The 19515-nt window shown below is 66.9% G+C and carries 21 protein-coding genes; 9 read left to right on the forward strand and 12 right to left on the reverse strand.

The genetic code is table 11. The features are described 5' to 3' along the window. Positions 1-4: 4 nt before the first annotated feature. On the forward strand, positions 5-451 hold the full coding sequence (locus tag AC5P9W_RS00110) for a DUF192 domain-containing protein (protein WP_014648292.1): 447 nt from the start codon (positions 5-7) through the stop codon (positions 449-451). A 157-nt stretch (positions 452-608) separates the two neighbouring features. Next, positions 609-1454: a SirB1 family protein gene (locus tag AC5P9W_RS00115; RefSeq protein WP_019662001.1), complete on the forward strand. Its 846-nt coding sequence runs from the start codon at positions 609-611 to the stop codon at positions 1452-1454. Positions 1455-1513: 59 nt separating this feature from the next. Here the strand turns inward: AC5P9W_RS00115 and AC5P9W_RS00120 are convergent, their stop codons facing one another. Continuing rightward, positions 1514-1738, reverse strand: coding sequence for a rubredoxin (locus AC5P9W_RS00120; RefSeq protein WP_456115443.1), 225 nt, complete (start codon positions 1736-1738; stop codon positions 1514-1516). 34 nt (positions 1739-1772) lie between these two features. On the opposite strand from AC5P9W_RS00120, the gene thiE reads away from it, so the two are divergent. Together thiE and hemL are read left to right on the forward strand one after the other, a co-directional pair. Further along, a complete protein-coding gene (gene thiE, locus AC5P9W_RS00125; protein WP_100446658.1) occupies positions 1773-2399 on the forward strand; it encodes a thiamine phosphate synthase in 627 nt (208 codons plus the stop codon). Between the two features lie 16 nt (positions 2400-2415). Continuing rightward, positions 2416-3705 (forward strand): glutamate-1-semialdehyde 2,1-aminomutase, encoded by a 1290-nt coding sequence (hemL, locus tag AC5P9W_RS00130; protein ID WP_019662003.1) that lies wholly within the window; start codon positions 2416-2418, stop codon positions 3703-3705. A 71-nt stretch (positions 3706-3776) separates the two neighbouring features. Here the strand turns inward: hemL and azu are convergent, their stop codons facing one another. Beyond that, positions 3777-4226 (reverse strand): azurin, encoded by a 450-nt coding sequence (azu, locus tag AC5P9W_RS00135; RefSeq protein WP_021203640.1) that lies wholly within the window; start codon positions 4224-4226, stop codon positions 3777-3779. A gap of 123 nt (positions 4227-4349) precedes the next feature. On the opposite strand from azu, the gene AC5P9W_RS00140 reads away from it, so the two are divergent. Further along, the gene (locus AC5P9W_RS00140; RefSeq protein WP_495218591.1) at positions 4350-4952 is read left to right on the forward strand and encodes an HAD-IA family hydrolase; all 603 of its coding nucleotides are present in this window, start codon (positions 4350-4352) and stop codon (positions 4950-4952) included. A gap of 93 nt (positions 4953-5045) precedes the next feature. Here AC5P9W_RS00140 and AC5P9W_RS00145 read toward each other — a convergent pair whose 3' ends face one another. Further along, a complete protein-coding gene (locus AC5P9W_RS00145; protein WP_134731315.1) occupies positions 5046-6272 on the reverse strand; it encodes an acetylornithine transaminase in 1227 nt (408 codons plus the stop codon). Positions 6273-6335: 63 nt separating this feature from the next. On the opposite strand from AC5P9W_RS00145, the gene AC5P9W_RS00150 reads away from it, so the two are divergent. Continuing rightward, the gene (locus AC5P9W_RS00150) at positions 6336-7208 is read left to right on the forward strand and encodes an ion transporter (protein ID WP_206621367.1); all 873 of its coding nucleotides are present in this window, start codon (positions 6336-6338) and stop codon (positions 7206-7208) included. A gap of 102 nt (positions 7209-7310) precedes the next feature. Here AC5P9W_RS00150 and AC5P9W_RS00155 read toward each other — a convergent pair whose 3' ends face one another. The 3 genes from AC5P9W_RS00155 to AC5P9W_RS00165 form a co-directional block, all read right to left on the reverse strand. Then, the gene (locus AC5P9W_RS00155) at positions 7311-8252 is read right to left on the reverse strand and encodes a YiiG family protein (protein WP_495218593.1); all 942 of its coding nucleotides are present in this window, start codon (positions 8250-8252) and stop codon (positions 7311-7313) included. Positions 8253-8412: 160 nt separating this feature from the next. Next, positions 8413-9405, reverse strand: a complete 993-nt coding sequence (locus tag AC5P9W_RS00160) for a YiiG family protein (RefSeq protein WP_021203635.1) — start codon at positions 9403-9405, stop codon at positions 8413-8415. 93 nt (positions 9406-9498) lie between these two features. Continuing rightward, the gene (locus AC5P9W_RS00165; RefSeq protein WP_207048897.1) at positions 9499-10317 is read right to left on the reverse strand and encodes an SDR family oxidoreductase; all 819 of its coding nucleotides are present in this window, start codon (positions 10315-10317) and stop codon (positions 9499-9501) included. Between the two features lie 108 nt (positions 10318-10425). Between AC5P9W_RS00165 and AC5P9W_RS00170 the strand changes: the two genes are divergently transcribed. After that, on the forward strand, positions 10426-11109 hold the full coding sequence (locus AC5P9W_RS00170) for a hypothetical protein (protein ID WP_021203633.1): 684 nt from the start codon (positions 10426-10428) through the stop codon (positions 11107-11109). Here the strand turns inward: AC5P9W_RS00170 and AC5P9W_RS00175 are convergent. From AC5P9W_RS00175 to AC5P9W_RS00185, 3 genes are all read right to left on the reverse strand, one after another. After that, a complete protein-coding gene (locus AC5P9W_RS00175) occupies positions 11049-11546 on the reverse strand; it encodes a DUF4288 domain-containing protein (RefSeq protein WP_242542406.1) in 498 nt (165 codons plus the stop codon). The two genes, AC5P9W_RS00170 and AC5P9W_RS00175, sit on opposite strands and share 61 nt — an antisense overlap. A 157-nt stretch (positions 11547-11703) precedes the next feature. Next, positions 11704-12192 (reverse strand): DUF2867 domain-containing protein, encoded by a 489-nt coding sequence (locus AC5P9W_RS00180; RefSeq protein WP_456115445.1) that lies wholly within the window; start codon positions 12190-12192, stop codon positions 11704-11706. Between the two features lie 14 nt (positions 12193-12206). After that, positions 12207-12869 (reverse strand): serine/threonine-protein kinase, encoded by a 663-nt coding sequence (locus AC5P9W_RS00185; protein ID WP_495218595.1) that lies wholly within the window; start codon positions 12867-12869, stop codon positions 12207-12209. A gap of 85 nt (positions 12870-12954) precedes the next feature. On the opposite strand from AC5P9W_RS00185, the gene AC5P9W_RS00190 reads away from it, so the two are divergent. Continuing rightward, entirely contained in the window at positions 12955-14982 is a 2028-nt protein-coding gene (locus tag AC5P9W_RS00190; protein WP_206621369.1) for a bifunctional DedA family/phosphatase PAP2 family protein, read from the forward strand. A 145-nt stretch (positions 14983-15127) separates the two neighbouring features. Here AC5P9W_RS00190 and AC5P9W_RS00195 read toward each other — a convergent pair whose 3' ends face one another. The 3 genes from AC5P9W_RS00195 to AC5P9W_RS00205 all read right to left on the reverse strand — a co-directional run bounded on the left by AC5P9W_RS00195 (position 15128) and on the right by AC5P9W_RS00205 (position 17962). Continuing rightward, entirely contained in the window at positions 15128-15706 is a 579-nt protein-coding gene (locus tag AC5P9W_RS00195) for an LON peptidase substrate-binding domain-containing protein (RefSeq protein WP_021203629.1), read from the reverse strand. Beyond that, complete coding sequence (gene mpl, locus AC5P9W_RS00200; protein WP_049437195.1) at positions 15703-17067, reverse strand: UDP-N-acetylmuramate:L-alanyl-gamma-D-glutamyl-meso-diaminopimelate ligase; 1365 nt, start codon at positions 17065-17067, stop codon at positions 15703-15705. The genes AC5P9W_RS00195 and mpl overlap by 4 nt, the downstream gene beginning before the upstream one ends. A gap of 331 nt (positions 17068-17398) precedes the next feature. After that, positions 17399-17962, reverse strand: coding sequence for an adenylate kinase (locus tag AC5P9W_RS00205; RefSeq protein ID WP_019662016.1), 564 nt, complete (start codon positions 17960-17962; stop codon positions 17399-17401). A gap of 136 nt (positions 17963-18098) precedes the next feature. On the opposite strand from AC5P9W_RS00205, the gene AC5P9W_RS00210 reads away from it, so the two are divergent. After that, entirely contained in the window at positions 18099-19355 is a 1257-nt protein-coding gene (locus AC5P9W_RS00210; RefSeq protein ID WP_456115446.1) for a 6-phosphofructokinase, read from the forward strand. Positions 19356-19515 lie beyond the last annotated feature (160 nt).

Consider the following 19515-nt stretch of genomic DNA (forward strand, 5'->3'; position numbering starts at 1 on the left):
GACGATGTCGCTGTTGCGTTCGCTGCTGATGCTCCCGCTGCTGGCCCTGGCTGGCTGCGCCACCGACGCGGCCCGCCACTGGGTCGAACTGGATGGCGCCCGCTACCAGGTCGAGCTGGCCACCAACGATGAAACCCGCGCGCGCGGGTTGATGTTCCGCGACCAGATGGCGGCCGACCACGGCATGCTGTTCATCCACGACCGCGAGGAAATGCAGGCGTACTGGATGAAGAACACCAGGATCGCGCTGGACATCCTGTACTTCGACAGCCAGCGCAGGCTGGTCAGCCAGCAGCGTGATGTGCCGCCGTGCTCGGCCGGCGACATGTGCCCGCCCTACCCCAGCGGTGGCCCGGCACGTTACGTGCTGGAGCTCAACGCCGGCCAGGCCGAGAAGCTGCAGTTGAAGGACGGTACGGAGCTGAAATTCGGCCCGGGCATCGAAAAGTAAGGTGCGGCCGGGCTGCGCCCGGCACGCGCTGTAGTGCCGGCCGCTGGCCGGCACCCCTGCAGGGGTCAGATCCCATTCGCTCGCGAAAGGGATCTGACCCCGGATTTTTCACGCGACACCGCTTGAAACCGCCTGCGAATGACGCCAGTCTGTGGCCATGCAGGACCGGATCACACTCCCCGACTGGGATGCACTGGCCGACCTCGAAGACGAGGCGCTGCCACTGTTGCCGACCGCGCTGCTGATCGCGCGCGATGAATACCCCGATCTGCAGCCGTCGACCTACGACGCGTTGATCCAGAGCCACGTCGACCACCTCCGCTCGGAAGTGGAGAGCATCGACAACAGTCCATTGAAGATGGCGGCGATCAACCGCCACCTGTTCGACGAGCTGGGCTACAGCGGCGACCACGACAAGTACTACGATCCGCGCAACAGCTATCTCAACCAGGTGTTCGAGCGGCGCCTGGGCAACCCGATCTCGCTGGCGCTGGTGCAGATGGAAGTGTCGCGACGGCTGGGGATCCCGCTCGACGGCGTGTCCTTCCCCGGCCACTTCCTGGTGCGCCTGCCGGTGGACGACGGCGTGCTGGTGATGGACCCGTTCAATGGTGGTCGCCCGCTGGACGTGGACGAACTGCGCGAACGCGCCAAGTCACACCTGGGCGGGCAGATGCCCGACGACCAGGTGCTGGCGCAGATTCTCGACCCGGCGCCGGCGCGCGCGATCCTGATGCGCATGCTGCGCAACCTGCACGGCGTGTATGCCGAGGCCGGCGAATGGGATCGCGCCGCGCGCAGTGCCGACCGCCTGCTGAAGCTCGCCCCGGAGCAGGACGATGCGCTGCGTGACCGCGGCCTGGCCTATCTGCAGCTGGAATATCTGGCCGGTGCCCGCCATGACCTGGGGCAGTACCTGAAGCGCAATCCCGAGGCCAGCGATGCGCAGTGGCTGCGCGAGAAGCTGATCGACCTCGGCGGGCCGATGCCGCGGCTGCATTGAGGGCGTCGGTGTGTGGACCAACGGTCCACACCCACCGGATGGGCCGGGTGGCCCTCCAGTCAATCGACTTCGACCATCTCGAAATCGGCCTTGGTCACCCCGCAATCGGGGCAGGTCCAGGTCTCGGGAATGTCCTCCCAGCGCGTGCCCGGCGCGATGCCCTCCCCCGGCAAGCCTTCCGCTTCGCTGTAAAGGAAGCCGCAGACCACGCACATCCAGGTGCGCAAGGTGGTGGGGGTGGCATCGCTCATCGGATAATCAGGGCTGGATTCACGGGCCGCCATTGTCCCATCGCGGCCCACGCACCGGTAGCCATCGATGACTTCTGCTTCCCCGGCGCCCCGCGGCGTCTACCTGATCACCCCGGACGAGCCCGATACCGCGCACCTGCTGGCCCGTACCGCGCCGCTGCTGGCCGCTGGCGCCACCTGGCTGCAGTACCGCAACAAGACCGCCAACGACGCGCTGCGGCAGGAACAGGCCACCGCCCTGCAGGCGTTGTGCGCGGAGCGCGGCGTGCCGCTGATCATCAACGACGACCCGGCGCTGGCCAAGGCCGTGGGCGCGGCCGGCGTGCACCTGGGCGGCACCGACGGTGACATCCCCAGCGCGCGCGCCCTGCTCGGCCCCGACGCCATCATCGGCGCCTCCTGCTACGACCAGCTGGCCAATGCCGAGAAGGCCGTGGCTGCCGGCGCCAGCTACGTGGCCTTCGGCGCGTTCTTCCCGACCACCACCAAGATCACCACCAGCCGCGCCCATACCGACCTGCTGCGGCAAAGCGCCGCACTGGGCGTGCCGCGGGTGGCGATCGGCGGGCTGACGCCGGACAATGTCGGTCCCATCATCGACGCCGGCGCCGACCTGGTGGCCGTGGTCAGCGGCATTTACGCCGCGCAGGACCCGGTCGCGACCCAGCGCGCCTACCTCGCCCAGTTCGCGTAACGCCCAGGAAAGCCCCATGAACCACGACCAGTCCCACGCCCTGTTCTCCCGCGCCCAGCAGCTGCTGCCGGGCGGCGTCAATTCGCCGGTGCGCGCGTTCAAGTCGGTCGGCGGCGAGCCGTTCTTCGTCGAACGCGCCGATGGCGCCTACCTGTACGACGTCGACGGCAACCGCTACATCGACTACGTCGGTTCCTGGGGCCCGATGATCGTCGGCCACAACCACCCGGCCGTGCGCCAGGCGGTGAAGAAGGCGATCGACAACGGCCTGTCCTTCGGTGCGCCGTGCGCGGCCGAAGTGACCATGGCCGAAACCATCACCCGCCTGGTGCCATCGTGCGAGATGGTGCGCATGGTCAACTCCGGCACCGAGGCCACGCTGTCGGCGATCCGCCTGGCGCGTGGTGCCACCGGCCGCAACCGCATCGTCAAGTTCGAAGGCTGCTACCACGGCCACGGCGACTCGTTCCTGGTCAAGGCCGGCAGCGGCATGCTGACCTTGGGCGTGCCGACCTCGCCGGGCGTCCCGGCCGGGCTGAGCGAACTGACCCTGACCCTGCCCTACAACGACTTCGAAGCCGCCACCGCGCTGTTCGAACAGCAGGGTGGCGACATCGCCGGCCTGATCATCGAACCGGTGGTCGGCAACGCCAACTGCATCCCGCCGCGCGAGGGCTACCTGCAACACCTGCGTGCGCTGTGCACGAAGCATGGCGCGCTGCTGATCTTCGACGAAGTGATGACGGGCTTCCGCGTCGCCCTCGGCGGTGCGCAGGCGCACTACGGCATCACCCCGGACCTGACCACCTTCGGCAAGATCATCGGCGGCGGCATGCCGGTGGGCGCCTACGGCGGTCGTCGCGAGCTGATGCAGCAGATCGCCCCGGCCGGCCCGATCTACCAGGCCGGTACGCTGAGCGGCAATCCGGTGGCAATGGCCGCTGGCCTGGCGATGCTGGAGCTGATCCAGCAGCCGGGTTTCCACGCCGACCTGGCCGAGCGCACCGCACGCCTGTGTGCGGGTCTGGAAGCGGCCGCCGCCGACGCAGGTGTGGCCGTGACCACCACCTGCGTGGGTGCGATGTTCGGGCTGTTCTTCACCAGCGAGAAGGTGGAGACCTATGCGCAGGCCACCGCCTGTGACATCCCGGCGTTCAACCGCTTCTTCCACGCGATGCTGGAGCAGGGCGTGTTCCTGGCCCCGTCGGCGTACGAGGCCGGCTTCCTGTCCAGCGCCCACGACGATGCCGTGATCGAGGCGACGCTGGCCGCAGCACGCGTGGCGTTCAAGGCCGCCAAGGGCTGATCGCAAAAAAGGGGACGGAGGGGATCAAGTCGTTTGTGCACAAACGACTTAATCCCCTCCGTCCCCTTTTTTCAACCGAAGACGAATTTGCCCTTCATCATCGCGAAGTGGCCGGGGAACGAGCAGAAGAAGGTGTAGTCACCGCCCTTCTGCAGGCCCTGGGTAGAGAAACGCACACGCGTGGTCTCACCACCGCCGATCACCTTGGTGTGCGCCAGCACGCGCTTGTCGGCCTTCGGCAGGTAGCTGTCAGCCAGCGTCATGCGCATGCCCGCCATCGCCACCGGCTGGTAATCGGCAGTGCGGGTCAGCACCCAGTTGTGGCCCATCGCGGTAGCGGCCAGCTTGCCGGTGTGGCGCAGGGTCAGGTCTACGGCGGTGCAGTCGGCGGCGACCTTGATCTCGCGGCTGCTGAAGCTCATCTGGTCGGTGCTGTCGATGCTCACCGCACACACCCGCGCCATCGCCGACGGCGCCAGCATCAGCGCGCCCAGTCCCACTGCCACCACCCAAGCCTTCATCGTTGCATCTCCTGCGGATTCGAGCGCCATTCTAGGCAGGCCTATGCCCGCCCGGCTGCGACCGTCTGTCGCATGGCAGCTCCAGGGTTTCCCGCGCACTCATCGCAATGGCATGCTCGGCCGATGCGGATCGATCTGTTGCTGCTGGATGTGGATGGCGTGCTGGTGCAGTACCAGCGCGCGCAGCGCGTGCTGTATCTGGCGCAGGCGCTGGATGTTCCGACGCAGGCCGTGCAGGCCGCGCTGTATGACAGCGGACTGGAAGCAGCGCATGACAATGGCACGCTTGATGGCCCGGCCTATCTGGCGCAGCTGGGAGAGCTTCTGGGCACGACTGTCGATGTGGCTGCATGGACCGCGGCGCGACGGGCCGCCAGCCATCCTCAGGCGGCCGTGTTGCAACGATTGCAGGCCCTGCAACTGCCAATCGCGGTGCTGACCAACAACGGCGCCCTGATGCAGCAGGCATTGCCCACCCTGCTGCCGGAACTGTTTCCTGCCCTGCAGGCGCGCGTGTTCTGCAGTGCGGATTTCGGCCTGCGCAAACCTGCACCGGCGGTGTTTCTACGCACGCTGGAAGCGCTGGGCGTGGCGCCTTCGCGCGCGCTGTTCGTCGATGACCTGTTCGCCAATGTGCGTGGCGCGCGCGCTGCCGGCCTGCACGCGGAAACCGTGCGCGATGGCCGGGGATTGGGCAAGGTGTTGAAGCGCTATCGGATCGCGTGACGCGCTGTAGAGCCGAGCCCATGCTCGGCTCCTGTTGCCTGACATCGCGATGAGCCGAGCGTAGGCTCGGCTCTACAGATGCCTCTGCAGGCTTCAGCGCGCGGCAATGAACGCAGCAATCGCCGCGCGCAGGCGCTTCAGGCCTTCGGCCACTTCTTCGTCGGTGATGTTCAACGACGGCACGAAGCGCAGCACGTCCGGGCCGGCCTGCAGGGTCAGCAGGCCCTGCTCGGCGGCATGGTCGAGGATCGCCCCGGCCTGGCCGGCGAAGTCCTTGCCCAGCACCGCGCCCAGCATCAGGCCGCGGCCACGCACGTCGCTGAACACGCCGAATTCTTCGTTGATGCGCGCAAAGCCATCGCGCAGCGCCTTCGACTGGCGGCTGACATTGGCGGCGATCTCCGCCGAGGCCAGCTTTCGCAGCGCAACGCGTGCGACCGCAGCGGCCAGAGGGTTGCCACCGAAGGTGGTGCCGTGCGCACCGAACTGCATGGTTTCGGCCACCTTCGGGCCGGCCAGCATCGCGCCGATCGGGAAGCCGCCACCCAGCGCCTTGGCCAGGGTGACCATGTCCGGCACCACCTCGTCCTGCCAGTGCGCGAACAGCGTGCCGGTGCGGCCCATGCCGGCCTGGATCTCGTCCAGCACCAGCAGTGCGTTGTGCTGGTCGCACAGTTCGCGCACGCGCTTGAGGAAGCCGGACTTGGCCGGCATCACACCGCCCTCGCCCTGGATCGGCTCCAGCATCACCGCCGCCACGTCACCGGCGGCCATCGCGGTTTCCAGCTGCACTTCGTCGTTGAAATCGATGTAGCGGAAACCACCGGGCAGCGGCTCGTAGCCTTCCTGGTACTTCGGCTGGGCAGTAGCGGTCACCGCGCCAAGGGTGCGACCGTGGAAGCTGCCGCGGAAGGTGATGATCACCCGCTTGTCGGCCGGGCGCCCCTGGCTGGAGGCCCACTTGCGGACCATCTTGATCGCCACCTCGTTGGCTTCGGCGCCGGAATTGCACAGGAACACGCGCTCGGCGAAGCGGCTGGCCTTGACCAGCTCCTCGGCCAGGTGCAGCGGCGGCGCGCTGTAGAACACGTTGCTGGTGTGCCAGAGCTTGCCGGCCTGCTCGACCAGCGCGGCCACCAGGTCCGGATCGTTGTGGCCGAGGCCACACACGGCGATGCCGGCGGCCAGATCGATGAACTCACGGCCCTGGCTGTCCCACACACGGGCGCCCTGGCCGCGCTCCAGTACCACCTGGCGGGGCTTGTAGACCGGCAGGTAGTAGTGTGAAAGGGAAATCAGCGGATCGGTCGCGGCGGTCATGGCAGTCGGCAGGGTTCAGGAATGCCCATTCTCGCGCCGGAACCCCTGCGGCACAATGCGCCCATGCGACCGCTTTCCGCCCCCCAGCTCAACCCCGCCACCGAGACCGGCTGGCGCCGTCGGTGGTTCGACATCATCTACCGCCATGACACCCGCCCTTCGCGCAATTTCGACCTGATCCTGGTGGTGGCGATCGTCGCCAGCATCCTGGTGGTGATGATCGACAGCGTGCAGCACCTGCATGCCGAATGGTCCACCGGCCTGTACATCCTGGAATGGGGCTTCACGATCATCTTCACCGCCGAGTACATGCTGCGGCTGGCGGTGGTCAGGCGCCCGCTGCGTTACGCGGTGAGCATCTGGGGCATCATCGACCTGCTGTCGATCCTGCCCGCCTACCTGTCGATGTTCATCCCGGGTGCGCAGAGCCTGCTGGTGGTGCGCGCGCTGCGCATCCTGCGGGTGTTCCGCATCCTCAAGCTGACCCGCTACATCGAGGAAAGCGGCGTCCTGATGACGTCACTGTGGCGCAGCCGGCGCAAGGTGCTGGTGTTCCTGTTCACGGTGATCACCATCACCATCATCGCCGGTGCGCTGATGTACGTGATCGAGGGCCCCGAACACGGCTTCACCAACATCCCGGCCAGCATGTACTGGGCGGTGGTGACCATGGCCACGGTCGGCTTCGGTGACATCGTGCCGCAGACCGTGCTCGGCCGCTTCGTCACCTCGGTGCTGATCCTGATCGGCTACAGCATCATCGCCGTGCCCACCGGCATCTACACCGCCGAACTGGCCAGCACCATGCGCGAGGCCGAACTGGCCGCGCGCCGTGATGCCCGCGGCTGCCCGCATTGCGGGCTGGAGGGGCATGAACCGGATGCGCGGCACTGCCGCAAGTGCGGCGGTGAACTGCCGGACGCATTCAGCCATTGAGGCACATGCCGGCCAGCGGCCGGCACTGCCAACCCCGCAGGGTGCGCGCCGGGCATGGCCCGGTGCCGCCGTGGACGGGTCCACGCCCTGTGTGGATCGCCCTCAGCGCATGCGGTTGCTGGTGGTCACTAGGTCGTTGTAGGCGTCCAGGATCGTCGACTGTGCCCCTTCAGGATCGGTGGTGAGCCAGCTGCCCGACGCCTTGCGCTCGGCGGCCAACGCATCGGCGGTGATCGGCTTGCCCTGCTCCAGACGCTCGACACCGCGACCAGCGGTACGCACCAGCTTGTCGGCCGAACGCTGCACATGGCCCCACATCGGGTCGTCCTTGCCGACACCACTGTTGTGGATTTCCGTCACCAGCGCCTGATAGTCGGCCAGCTGGCCGCGCAACGCCGCAACATCCGGCGCGTCGCTCTGGAACGCCATCGCCAGCTGCTTGCCATCGCCGACAAGGCGCAGGTGGTAATAGGCCAGCGAGCGGCCTTCGCTTTCCTCGATCTGCTTCAGCTGGGCGGCGCGGCGATCGTTCTCGTTCTTTTCCAGCGCCGCATCCATTGCTTCGCTGGCCTTGAAGAAATCAGCATAGGCCTGCATCAGCGGGGCATGCTGGCTGCGCATCCCTTCGCCACCATCGCGACGATAGTCCTCGCGGGTGAAGTACCCATCGGCACGCTCGATCAGGGTGTTCAGTGCCTGGAATGCCTGCTGGTACTGTCGCGCGGGTGCATCCAGCGGCGTGGCAGGGGTCTTTGCCAGCGCCTCGGTCAGCGGCTGGCCGCAGTACTCGACGCGGTGCGACAACAGCTTGCCCGGTGAGCGCGGCTGCGCTTCCTTGCCGGTCGGCCCCGCCTTGGGGTCCTTCATCCAGCCCGTGTAAGTCTGGAAGCCTTCGTGGATGGGCTGTTCGACGCCGTTGTAGCACTCGATGTAGGCGTTCACCTTCTCCAGCCCGGGGTCGGCGACCGCCAGCCCCGCCGGGCTGTTGCAGCCGGCCAGCGCGCCGAGCAGGAGAACGGGAATCAGGCGTGTGGATGCGTTCAAATCAGTTCCTTGCACCAGTGAAAACTGCAGCCATCGTCCTGCATGGCGCGAGCGCGCGCTCCAGCACCTCGGGAAGGTGCTGGCATTCGGGGCTGCGGGGCGTGTCATGTCGCGATCAACCTGCTCGATCGCGACAAAAATAGCGCGTTGAGCTTCCCGCCTACTGGCGGTTGCTCTGGAAAACCAGCGAGTTGTATTCCTGCATCAGCTTGCTGGCAGAGCCGCTCGGCGCCATTGAGGGCGAATCCAGCATGCGCCGTTCGAAATCGGTATAGGGCGTGTTCTCGCTGACGCGCTTCAGCCGCTCCTTGCCTTCGCGCCGGAAGTTCTCGGCCTCACGCTCGAAGCTGTTCCAGTCCAGCTTGCCCGGCTCCTGATCAGCCACCTTCGCATGCGCTTCGTCGGAAATGCGGTTGAACGCATCCAGACGCTCGCGCGCCTTGGCCTGGTCGAAATCGTCCTCGCTCATCAGATCCATGATGGCCTTGGCTTCCAGCATCATCGCCAGACGGTAGTACTCGCGCGTGCGCCCCTCGGCCTGTTCCAGCGCCTTGAGCTGCTCGCGCTGGGCGGCGTCGTTCTGGCGCTCCAGCTCGGCGTTGAACGTTGCGCTGGCAGCCACGAACTCCTTGAAGGCGGCCATCAAGGGCGCATGCAGCTGCTTGCCCTTGGCGAACCGGTCATCTTCGTAGTCCTGGCGATCGTAGTAGTCGTGCGCCTCCTTGCTGATCGGCACCAGTGCCTTCAGCGCCTGCTGGTAATGGCCAGCAGCGGCATCGAGCTCGGCCAGCGCCGGCTTGGCAGCCATCGCCTCGGTCACGGGGCCATCGCACTGCTTCATGTCGTAGTCGCTGATCTCGAACGGACCGTACACCTGGGTCTCGCGCCCGGTCGGGCCGGCCTCGACGTCCTTGATCCAGCGCGTATAGGACTCGATGCTGCCGTGGGTCTTCGAATCAAGCGTGTTGAAGCAGCCGATGTAGGCGTTGAGCTTGGCGGTCAACTGCTGCTGTGTGTCCGACGGCGCCGCGCTGGCGTCGGGCGTGCTGGAAGGGCCGGCGTCGCCAGCGGTTGCAGGCGCCTTGCTGCCGCAGGCAGCCAGGACAATCGACAGCGAAGCGGCCAGCGCCGCGACGGAAAGAGTGCGTGACATGGGTTCACGTCCTTGTTGAAAACGATTACAGCCGCGCATTCTAACGCAGCAGGCCGAAGGTCGCAGCCCTCGGCCTCTGCCGGCGACGCGCGATCACTCCAGGAACAGATCCGGCAACAACGGACGCGATGGATCCACCGCATAGCCGGACAGATCGGTAATACCCGCCTGCGCCAGCACGTCATCGTCGATCAGGAACTGGCCGTGGAAACCCGCCGCCTCGCGCACCAGCACCGCGTGCGCAGCATCGGCCATGATCTGCGGCGTGCGGCAGCCAGCCGCATCCACGCCCGGAATCATGTTGATCGCATCGGTGGCGATGACGGTGCGCGGCCACAGCGCATTCACCGCCACGCCCTGCGGGCCGAATTCCGCAGCCAGGCCCAGGGTGACGAAGCTCATGCCCATCTTCGCCAGCGTGTAGCCGGTATGTGCGCCCCACCACTTCGGCTCCAGGCTCGGCGGCGGCGCCAGGGTCAGGATGTGCGGGTTCGGCGCCTGCAGCAGGTACGGCAGGCAGGCCTGCGCGCACAGGAAGCTGCCGCGCGCATTGACCTGCTGCATCAGGTCGAAACGCTTCATCGGCGTATCCAGCGTGCCGCGCAACCAGATCGCGCTGGCGTTGTTGATCAGGATGTCGATGCCACCGAAGGTGTCGACCGTGGCCGCCACCGCCGCCTGCACCTGCTCTTCCTCCCGGATGTCGCACTTCAGCGCCAGGCCCTGCCCGCCTGCAGCCGTCACCGCTTCGGCGGCGGTGTGGATGGTGCCCGGCAGCTTCGGATTCGGCACCGACGACTTGGCCGCGATCGCCACGTTGGCCCCGTCGCGCGCGGCGCGCAGTGCGATGGCCAGGCCGATGCCACGCGAGGCACCGGTGATGAAAAGCGTTTTGCCCTGCAGACTGCCCACGTTCCGCACTCCAGCGTATGCAATGAGCCGCTAGTATGCCGCGCCGACGCGGAGTTCACCCGCCCTTGACGATACTCGGGCCTCCAGACAACGCACGAGGTACACGCCATGCGCCGTTCCCGCCTGTTGCTGCCTGCCTTGGGGCTTGCCCTGCTGACTGCCTGCCAGGGCCGTTCGCCGGAACCCGGCAAGGAGCCACCCGCCGGTGACACGCCCAGCGCGGAGAAGGCCGCCGCCGACGGCAAGATGCGCTGGAGCGAGGCGGTGGTCTGGGATGGCGACCTCAACGCCTGCCGCCAAGGCGAGAACGCGGCCACACGGGATTGCCTTCGCGACGCGATGCGCGCCGGTGGCGCCAGTGCCGAGGCCATCACCGCCGCCGAGCAGTTGTCCACCGGCGGTGAGTTGGCCTATGTGACCGCGTGGCACGAGAACGAAGGACTGGGCATTGCCACGGTCGAGTATCCGTTCCGCGCCAACACCAATGAAGGTACCCGCCTGGTCGATGCCAGCGGCAAGCGCATCGATGTGGATGCCGTGCAGTTGGACGACACCTTGCGTGCCGACCCCACTGTGCAGGAACTGCTGAAGGCCAATCCGCAAGCCACGCCGTTCGCACCGGCGCAGTCGGCCGGCGCCTCGCCGTTGGAGAATGGTGGCATCCGCCTGCTGTACCGCACACCGCTGCGCGACTGCCACGCCTGCCCGGATGTCGGGCAGTTGCAGATCGCCTACGACTTCGACGCCAAGCGCAACTTCATCGGCCAGCAGGTCGTGCCGGCGACGCCGTAAGGCCACCGGCCTCTGTAGAGCCGAGCCCTGCTCGGCTCATTGAATGCAGCCGAGCATGGCTCGGCTCTACATTTCCATTCCTGGTACAGCACTGCCACGCCATCACCACGGGCAAGCCGCTTCACCTGATCCAACGTGTCCACCGCCATGACGGAGTACGTGACCTCCACGCCAGAGTGCAGGCGCCCCTCGGCAGAGTCCTGATCAATCGCCACTGATATCAGCTTGCGGATTCCGGCGAAACGATAAAGATACGCCCTACCGTCTTCACCCACCAGGCGGCCGGTCAGATCCTCATACCCGGAAGCAAGTGCTTCTGCATTCTCAAGAGCGTGTTCATCGTTGTCGGCACTGATCAGGTACACGTTCTCATGCACCAGGAACGATTCCTGCCCTTTGCTCTCGTAATAGAAAATGGCGTGTGCGCAGTACCACATGCATCACCTCAATGATTCCCTTGCGGGTTGTCCCTGGCTTGGATGTCGCGAGTCTTCTGCTGCCAGCGGAATCCACATTTATGCGGCACTTGGCAATGAGCCGTTTAGCCGTTAAGCAGCCCGCGGATCACAAACCGCATCCACGCATGGCGTGGATCTACCGGTACAACTGCACCTGCTTTTTCAACAGATGCGGCACGATCAATCGATGCACCGGGGCAACCGGCAGCATGTACGCGCGCCCGAAGGCGTTATGCGTATGCACCACGGTCGCCACTTCCAGCACGTCGCCCTGCCACTGCAGCGCCAGCTGCACGCGAAGATGGCGGTCGTCGTCTTCCAGCACGATGGCATCGTCATCCATCGACTGCAGGGTGAAGATGCCGAGCCGCTGGCCGGGTTGAGGATCTTCAACAACCTGCACTGCACGCAACGAACCCAGATGCTTCATGCCCAGCAGGCGCATGCCGTGGTTGCGCAGCGCCATCAGCCCATCGAACCAGCCGGGAATGGTCGCCGCCATGTCGCGGTAGGCCTGCAGTGCGGTACGCCCGTCGCGCCGGGTGGTGGCCTGACAGGCGTGCACGAAGTCGGCACCAGGCAACTGCGCACGCAACACATTGCCCGCGCTCGGCGGGCCGGTCACTATCCGCGAAGCCTTCACGGCTTGGGCCCCTGCCCTTCGTTGTCTTCCCAATGCAGGATGCGGCGGGTGACGAAGCGGTAGACCGGCTTGCCGGTAGCAAACCACAGTTCGCGCACCCACGAGGTGCGCTTGAGCAACCGCTTCTCCACCGGCGTAAGCGATTCACGGCAGTACATGCGCTTGTGCTTGAGCAGGTGGCGCAGGTCCTCGCGCGCCAGCAGCCGCATCCAGCGCGAGCGCGGGTTGCCGATCACCGCCAGCTGGAAGTCGATCAGCGCCGGCCGTCCACCTTCAGTGACCAGCCAGTTGGCCTCCTTGGCCAGATCGTTGTGGGCCACGCCGTTGCGATGCAGCTGCTGCAGCAGCCGGCGCGCGGAACGGAACCAGGCCAGGTCGCCGCGCGGTGGGCGCTGGTACATGGCGTCGCCGGCCATGAAGCTGCGATCCAGGTGATGGCCATTCCAGGCCAGCAGCTGCGGCACATCGGCCATGCCGTGAATGTGCTGCAGCGCGCGGGCCTCGCGGCGGGCCAGCCACCATGCAGGCAGCCGCAACCACAGCGGCGTGGCGCCAAGATCACGGCGCACAGAGGGACCATCGGGCCCTTTCACAAGGAGGATCCGGCCGAAGCTGTCGGCCTTCAAAGCATGCGGTTGAGCGTCGGGCGTATGCGGCATGGGCCCATTCTAGGCGATGGCACTGGTTGCAAACGGTCACCAAGCGGCTGGGAACCAGTCACCTTCACGCCCCTATAATCGGGCAATGGACTCTTCATGGATCGACGCCACGCTCGCGTGGATTGCCGCTCACCCCGTGCTGGCGGGCGCCGTTATCTTCCTCATCGCCTTCTGCGATGCGGTGATCATTCTTGGCGCCATCGTGCCGGCGCTGCCACTGCTGTTCGCGGTGGGCGTGTTCATCGGCCTAGGCCAGATCTCCGGGCCGTACGCGGTGGCGGCTGCGGCATTGGGTGCGTTTGCCGGCGATGGCATCAGTTACTGGATCGGCCGCCGCTGGGGCGACCGCCTGCGCGGCGTGTGGCCGTTCAGCCGTTACCCGCAGCTGCTCGACCGCGGCGAAAACCTGTTCCGCCGCAATGCCTTCAAGAGCATCCTGGTGGCACGCTACGTCGGCGCGATCCGGCCATTCGTGCCCGCCATCGCGGGCATGATGAAGATGCCAGCCAGCCGCTATGTACAGGCCAGTGGTATCGCCAGCATTTCATGGGCGGTCCTGTTCCTGGCCCCCGGCTGGATTCTTGGCGAGGCCTATGACGCGGTGGCGGCGGTGGCCGGTCGGCTGGTGGTGGTGGTCGGCCTGCTGGCGGTGATCCTCGGCCTGGTCTGGGCCATCGTGCTGTACGGCTACCGCTGGTCGGCCGCGCGCATGGACAACTGGTTGGCACGCCTGCTGGACTGGTCCAACCGCCACCCCACGCTGGGCCGCTATACCGTCGGCGTGCTTGATCCCAAGCGCCGTGAATCGGTGCCGCTGGCGATGCTGGCGTTGATGCTGCTGGTACTGGGCTGGGGCTGGTTCGCATTGTTGACCGTGGTGGTCGCGCACGGCGAGCCGCTGGCGATCGACCTGCTGGTGCACCAGGCCATGCTGGCGCTGCGTAACCCGCTGGCCGATTACCCGATGGCCGCGCTGGCGTCGCTGGGCGCCTGGCAGGTACTACTGCCGGCCACCGCTGCAGCGATGGGCTACCTGATCTGGCGCCGGCGCTGGATGGCGGCCGCCCACTGGCTGGCCGCGCTGGCGTTCGGCCTGGCGCTGACCATGCTGCTCGGCGCTACCGTCGATGTGGTGCGCCCGGTCGACGCCAGCAGCGGCTTCGGCTTCCCGTCGGTGTCGGTGACGATGGCCACCATCACCTTCGGCTTCTTCGCGGTGCTGATCGCCCGCGAGATGCCCGGCCGTACCCGCGTCTGGCCGTACCTGGTGTCGGGCATCGTGGTCAGCCTGATCGGCTTCTCGCGCCTGTACCTGGGTGCGCATTGGCTGAGCGACGTGATCGGCGGCATGTTGTTCGGCACGTTCTGGCTGCTGGTGCTGGGCATCGCCTACCGCCGCCGCTTCAACCGCTCGTTCTGGGTGAAGCCGGTGGCGTGGCTGTTCTACGGCGTGTTCGCCGTCGCCGCGATGTGGTACGCACCGCGCAACATCCCGGTGAAGCTGGAACGCTTCGAGCCGACCCTGCCGGCCCCGCAGGCAATGGACACGCAGGCCTGGTGGCAGCACGACTGGGCCACGCTGCCGGCGCGCCGCAACGAGTTCGACGACGACCAGCGCTGGCCGCTGGACGTGCAGGTGGCCGGTCCGTTGGCACCGCTGCAGGCGCAACTGGAAGCGCGCGGCTGGAAGCGACAGGAGCAGGCCGGCTGGCAGCAGGCGCTGCTGATGCTGGACAAGAACACCGGCGCCGATGACCTGCCGGTGCTGCCGGCGACGCTGGACACCCGCGTGGAAGCGCTGTTGATGGTGCGCCAGGGTGCACATCGCGATGAGCGCTACGTACTGCGCCTGTGGCCAGCCCCTGCACAGTTGCAGCCGGGCAATACGCCACTGTGGCTGGGCAGTGCGCAGACCCTGCGCTACCAGCGCCATTTCGAATGGATCGGCATGTGGCATCCACTGCGCGGCGTCGACCCGGCATTGAACGCGGTGAAGGACGCCGTGCAGGACCTGCCGCAGCGCGAGGATGTGCACAGCGAAACCGGGTTGCCGGTGCTGCGGTTGAAGACCACCACGCCCCGACCGGCACCGGCACGCAGCCACCCACTGTAGAGCCGAGCCCATGCTCGGCTGCCTTCGCGGGAACCATCAAGCCGAGCATAGGCTCGGCTCTACAGTAGATCCACGCCATGCGTGGATGGCATTCCCCGCATACCCCAGCGTGTGCACCAGGGCGCACACCACCCGGGGCAGGCTGTTACGGCATCCAGCCCAGCAACTGCTGCAAACGCTGGTGCGGGTCGTCCAACTGCAGCAGCTGCAACCGCTGCTGCTCGCTCAGCGGCAGCAGCTCGGCCAGCCGCCAGCCGACCCAGCTGGCCTGGTCCAGCAGCGCTGGGTTGGCCGGCGCATAGGCCTCGCCGGCCTGTTCGATGATGTGCCCCAGCACCGTGGCCAGCAGCGCATGCTGCGGCCGCAGTTCGTCGTCTGGGTCTTCATCGCACCAGCGCACGTCGGCTACCACCAGCCCGTTGTCACGCACGCGCGTGCGCTCGACATGGAAACGGCGGGTGCCGCGCAGACGCAACTGCAGCACGCCGTCGGCGCCGACATCGAAGTCTTCGATGCGTACCTGCACGCCATACGCGGCCGGCGTTGCCGGGGCTCCCACTTCCTGGCCGTCGAGGATCAGGCAGACACCAAAGCCCTCACCACTGCGGCCGCTGTCGCGCACCAGATCCAGGTAGCGCCGTTCGAACACGCGCAGGCCCACCGCCGCACCTGGCACCAGCGTGGTGTGCAGCGGAAACAGCGGCAGCGAACCGTCGACGCTCATCGGGCCTGCAGCGCGGCAAGGAAGCGGCGCGGTGCGCCGTCGAAGCCACCGTTGGACATGAACACCACGTGGTCACCCCTGCGCGCGCTGGCCTGCAATTGCGCCAGCAGCGCGTCGGTATCGGGCACCGCGTGCGCTTCGCCACGCACTGCGGCGATCACCGCAGCAGCATCCCAGGCCAGTTCCGGGCGATGCAGGAACACCACTTCATCGGCCAGCGCCAGCGAGGGGGCCAGCGCCTGCGCGTGTGCGCCCAGCCGCATCGAATTGCTGCGCGGCTCCATCGCGACCACGATGCGCGCATCGCCCACCTTGGCGCGCAGCCCTTCCAGCGTGGTGGCGATTGCGGTCGGGTGGTGGGCGAAATCGTCATAGACGGTGATGCCCTCGTGGCTGCCGATCACTTCCATGCGGCGCTTGACGCTGCGGAAGCGCGCCAGCGCCGGGATCACCTCGGCCGGCGCAACACCCACCGCATGTGCGGCTGCCAGCGCCGCCAGGCCGTTGAGCACGTTGTGGCGGCCCAGCAACGACCACTGCACATCACCCAGTGCCTGCCCGCGGTGGTGCACGCGGAACGCGCTGCCATCGGCAGCCAGCAGTTCCGCATGCCACTCCAGCGATGGATCGAAGCCGAAGCGCTCAACCGGGGTCCAGCAGCCCATCGCCAGCACTTCGGCCAGATGCTGATCCTCGCCATTGACGATCAGTCGGCCACGCGCCGGCACCGTGCGCACCAGGTGATGGAACTGGCGCTGGATCGCGGCCACGTCCGGGAAGATGTCGGCGTGGTCGTATTCGAGGTTGTTGAGGATGGCCACCAGCGGCCGGTAGTGCACGAACTTGCTGCGCTTGTCGAAGAAGGCGGTGTCGTACTCGTCGGCCTCGACCACGAACTCGCGGCCCTGGCCCAGGCGGGCGGAGACGCCGAAATCCTCGGCGACGCCGCCGATCAGGAAACCGGGAGAACGACCGGCGCTTTCCAGCAGCCAGGTGAGGATGGTGGTGGTGGTGGTCTTGCCATGGGTACCGGCCACGGCCAGCGTGTCGCGGCCCGGCAGCACCTGCTCGGACAGCCACTGCGCACCGGAGATATAGCGCTGGCCGGCGTCGAGCACGGCCTCAACGGCGGCATTGCCGCGCGAGAGTGCGTTGCCGATCACCACCTCGTCGGTGCCCGGTGGCACGCTGTCGGCGCGGTAGCCCTGGTCCAGGGTGATACCCAGCTGCTCGAGCTGGGTGGACATCGGCGGATAGATGGCCTGGTCACTGCCGCTGACCGTATGGCCCAGTTCCCGCGCCAGGGCGGCCACGCCGCCCATGAAGGTGCCGGCAATTGCAAGGATATGTACGCTGCTCATGACCGAGGATTGTGACCGATGACGGCTGTATAGGGCCAATGTCCGCTCTTGGGTAAGACAAGTCCTACACAGGATGTGAGGAAACTCCAATCATCTGTCAGGGAAATCCCGATAGCGATGTTCTGTGAACCCGGACACAATTCGAACTGCCAGCCGCAGTACCCGAACCGGTCCTACTCCCCAAGAGGCCATCCCCAAGGGAGCTCATGCTGCGGGGCCCTGAGCAAGCCCTCTGCTGGCGCCTATCAAACGACACAGGCCTGATCCTCACGGACCAGGCCTGTGTTTTTTTCTGCGCCCGTGCGGCCGGCAGCACGCCGGCCCCGCCGGGTCAGGCGTTGATCGCCGCCAGGATGCGGGCTTCGATCTCGTCCAGCTCACCGACGCCGTCAACCCGGGCCAGGGTGCCGCGGCCAGCGTAGAAGTCCACCACCGGGGCGGTCTGCTCGTTGTAGACCTGCAGGCGCTGGCGCACCGCTTCCGGGTTGTCATCGGCGCGGCCCTGCTCCTTGGCGCGGCCGGCGATGCGGTCCACCAGCAGTTCGGTGGGCACGTCCAGCTGCACCACCGCGTCCAGCGGCTGGCCGATCTTGGCCAGCAGGCCGTCCATCGCATTGGCCTGGGCCACGTTGCGCGGGTAGCCATCGAGGATGAAGCCCTTGGCGACATCGGCCTGGGTCAGGCGCGACTCCAGCATGCCCAGCAGGATGTCGTCCGACACCAGGTTGCCGGCATCCATCACCGTCTTGGCCTGCTTGCCCAGTTCCGTGCCCGCGGCGATTTCCGCGCGCAGCATGTCACCGGTCGAAATGTGGGCGATCCCCAGCTTTTCCTTCAGGCGCGTCGCCTGTGTCCCCTTGCCCGAACCGGGCGGTCCCAACAGAACCAATCGCATTGACCTGACTCCAACGTGTTGAAAACAAAGAAGGTTCGCGTCCCGGACGGGCCGGTATCGCTGCACCGCAATAGCGCCACTTTACCGCATCCGGGTAATGTCCCTGCAATGTCCCCTCCCCCGAGCAGGTAGAAGCATGCGCAACGGTACTCTCCTCTACGCCCAGTCCGGCGGTGTCACCGCGGTCATCAACGCCACGGCGGCGGCGGTGATCGAGCAGGCCCGGGCCAAGGGCATCAAGGTCCTGGCCGCCCGCAACGGCATCCTCGGCGCGCTGCGCGAGGAGCTGATCGACACCAGCAAGGAGAGCGCCGCCGCGATCCGCGCCCTGGCCCATACCCCGGGTGGCGCCTTCGGCTCGTGCCGGGTGAAGCTGAAATCGCTGGACGCCGACCGCGCCCGCTACGACCGGCTGCTTGAGGTGCTGCGCGCGCATGACGTGCGCTGGTTCCTCTACAACGGTGGCAACGACTCGGCCGACACCGCGCTGAAGGTTTCGCAGCTGGCCAAGGCCTCCGGCTACGACCTGACCTGCATCGGCGTGCCCAAGACCATCGACAACGATCTGGCGGTGACCGACACCTGCCCCGGCTTCGGCTCGGCGGCCAAGTACACCGCCGTCTCGGTGCGCGAGGCGGCGCTGGACGTCGCGGCGATGGCCGAGACCTCCACCCGCGTGTTCATCTACGAAGCGATGGGCCGCCACGCCGGCTGGTTGGCCGCGGCCGCCGGCCTGGCTGGCAACGGTGATGACGAAGCGCCGCACATCATCCTGCTGCCCGAGCGCGCCTACGACGAGGCCGCGTTCCTGACCAAGGTGAAGGCCGTGGTCGAGCGGGTCGGCTACTGCGTGGTGGTGGCGTCGGAAGGCATCGCCACCGCCGATGGCCGCTTCGTCGCCGATGCTGGCGGCGGCAAGGACTCGTTCGGTCACTCGCAGCTGGGCGGCGTGGCTGCCCACCTGGCCGCACAGGTCAAGGACCAGCTGGGCCTGAAGGTGCATTGGGCCCTGCCCGACTACCTGCAGCGCTCGGCCCGCCACCTGGCCAGCAAGACCGACTGGGAGCAGGCGCAGGCAGTCGGCAAGGCCGCCGTGCAGCTGGCGTTGAAGGGCCAGAACGGCGTGATGCCGGTGATCGTGCGCAGCAGCGATGCACCGTATCGCTGGAAGATCGAAGCCGCGCCGTTGTCGAAGATCGCCAACCACGAGAAGAAGATGCCGGCCGGTTTCATCCGCCGCGATGGCTTCGGCATCACCGCCAAGGCACGCGCCTACCTGTCGCCGCTGATCAAGGGCGAGGCACCGCTTCCCTATGGCGCCGATGGCCTGCCGAAGTACGTCACCCTGAAGAACGTGGCGGTGAAGCAGAAGCTGCCGGCCTTCGAGGGCTGAAGTGTGCCTGCGTCCTGTGCGGAGCACAGGGCGCATTGCGGCGGCCGGCGAAGCGCCCCACAATCGGGCTCCGGCCCGGGGCAAAGGGGCCGCTGCAAGCCAGATTCGACGCTGCCCGGCCTTCAAGGCCCGGGCCTGTGCTGCCATTCCACAAGGACTG

The sequence above is a fragment of the Stenotrophomonas sp. YJH_SMC_33 genome (assembly GCF_059372295.1).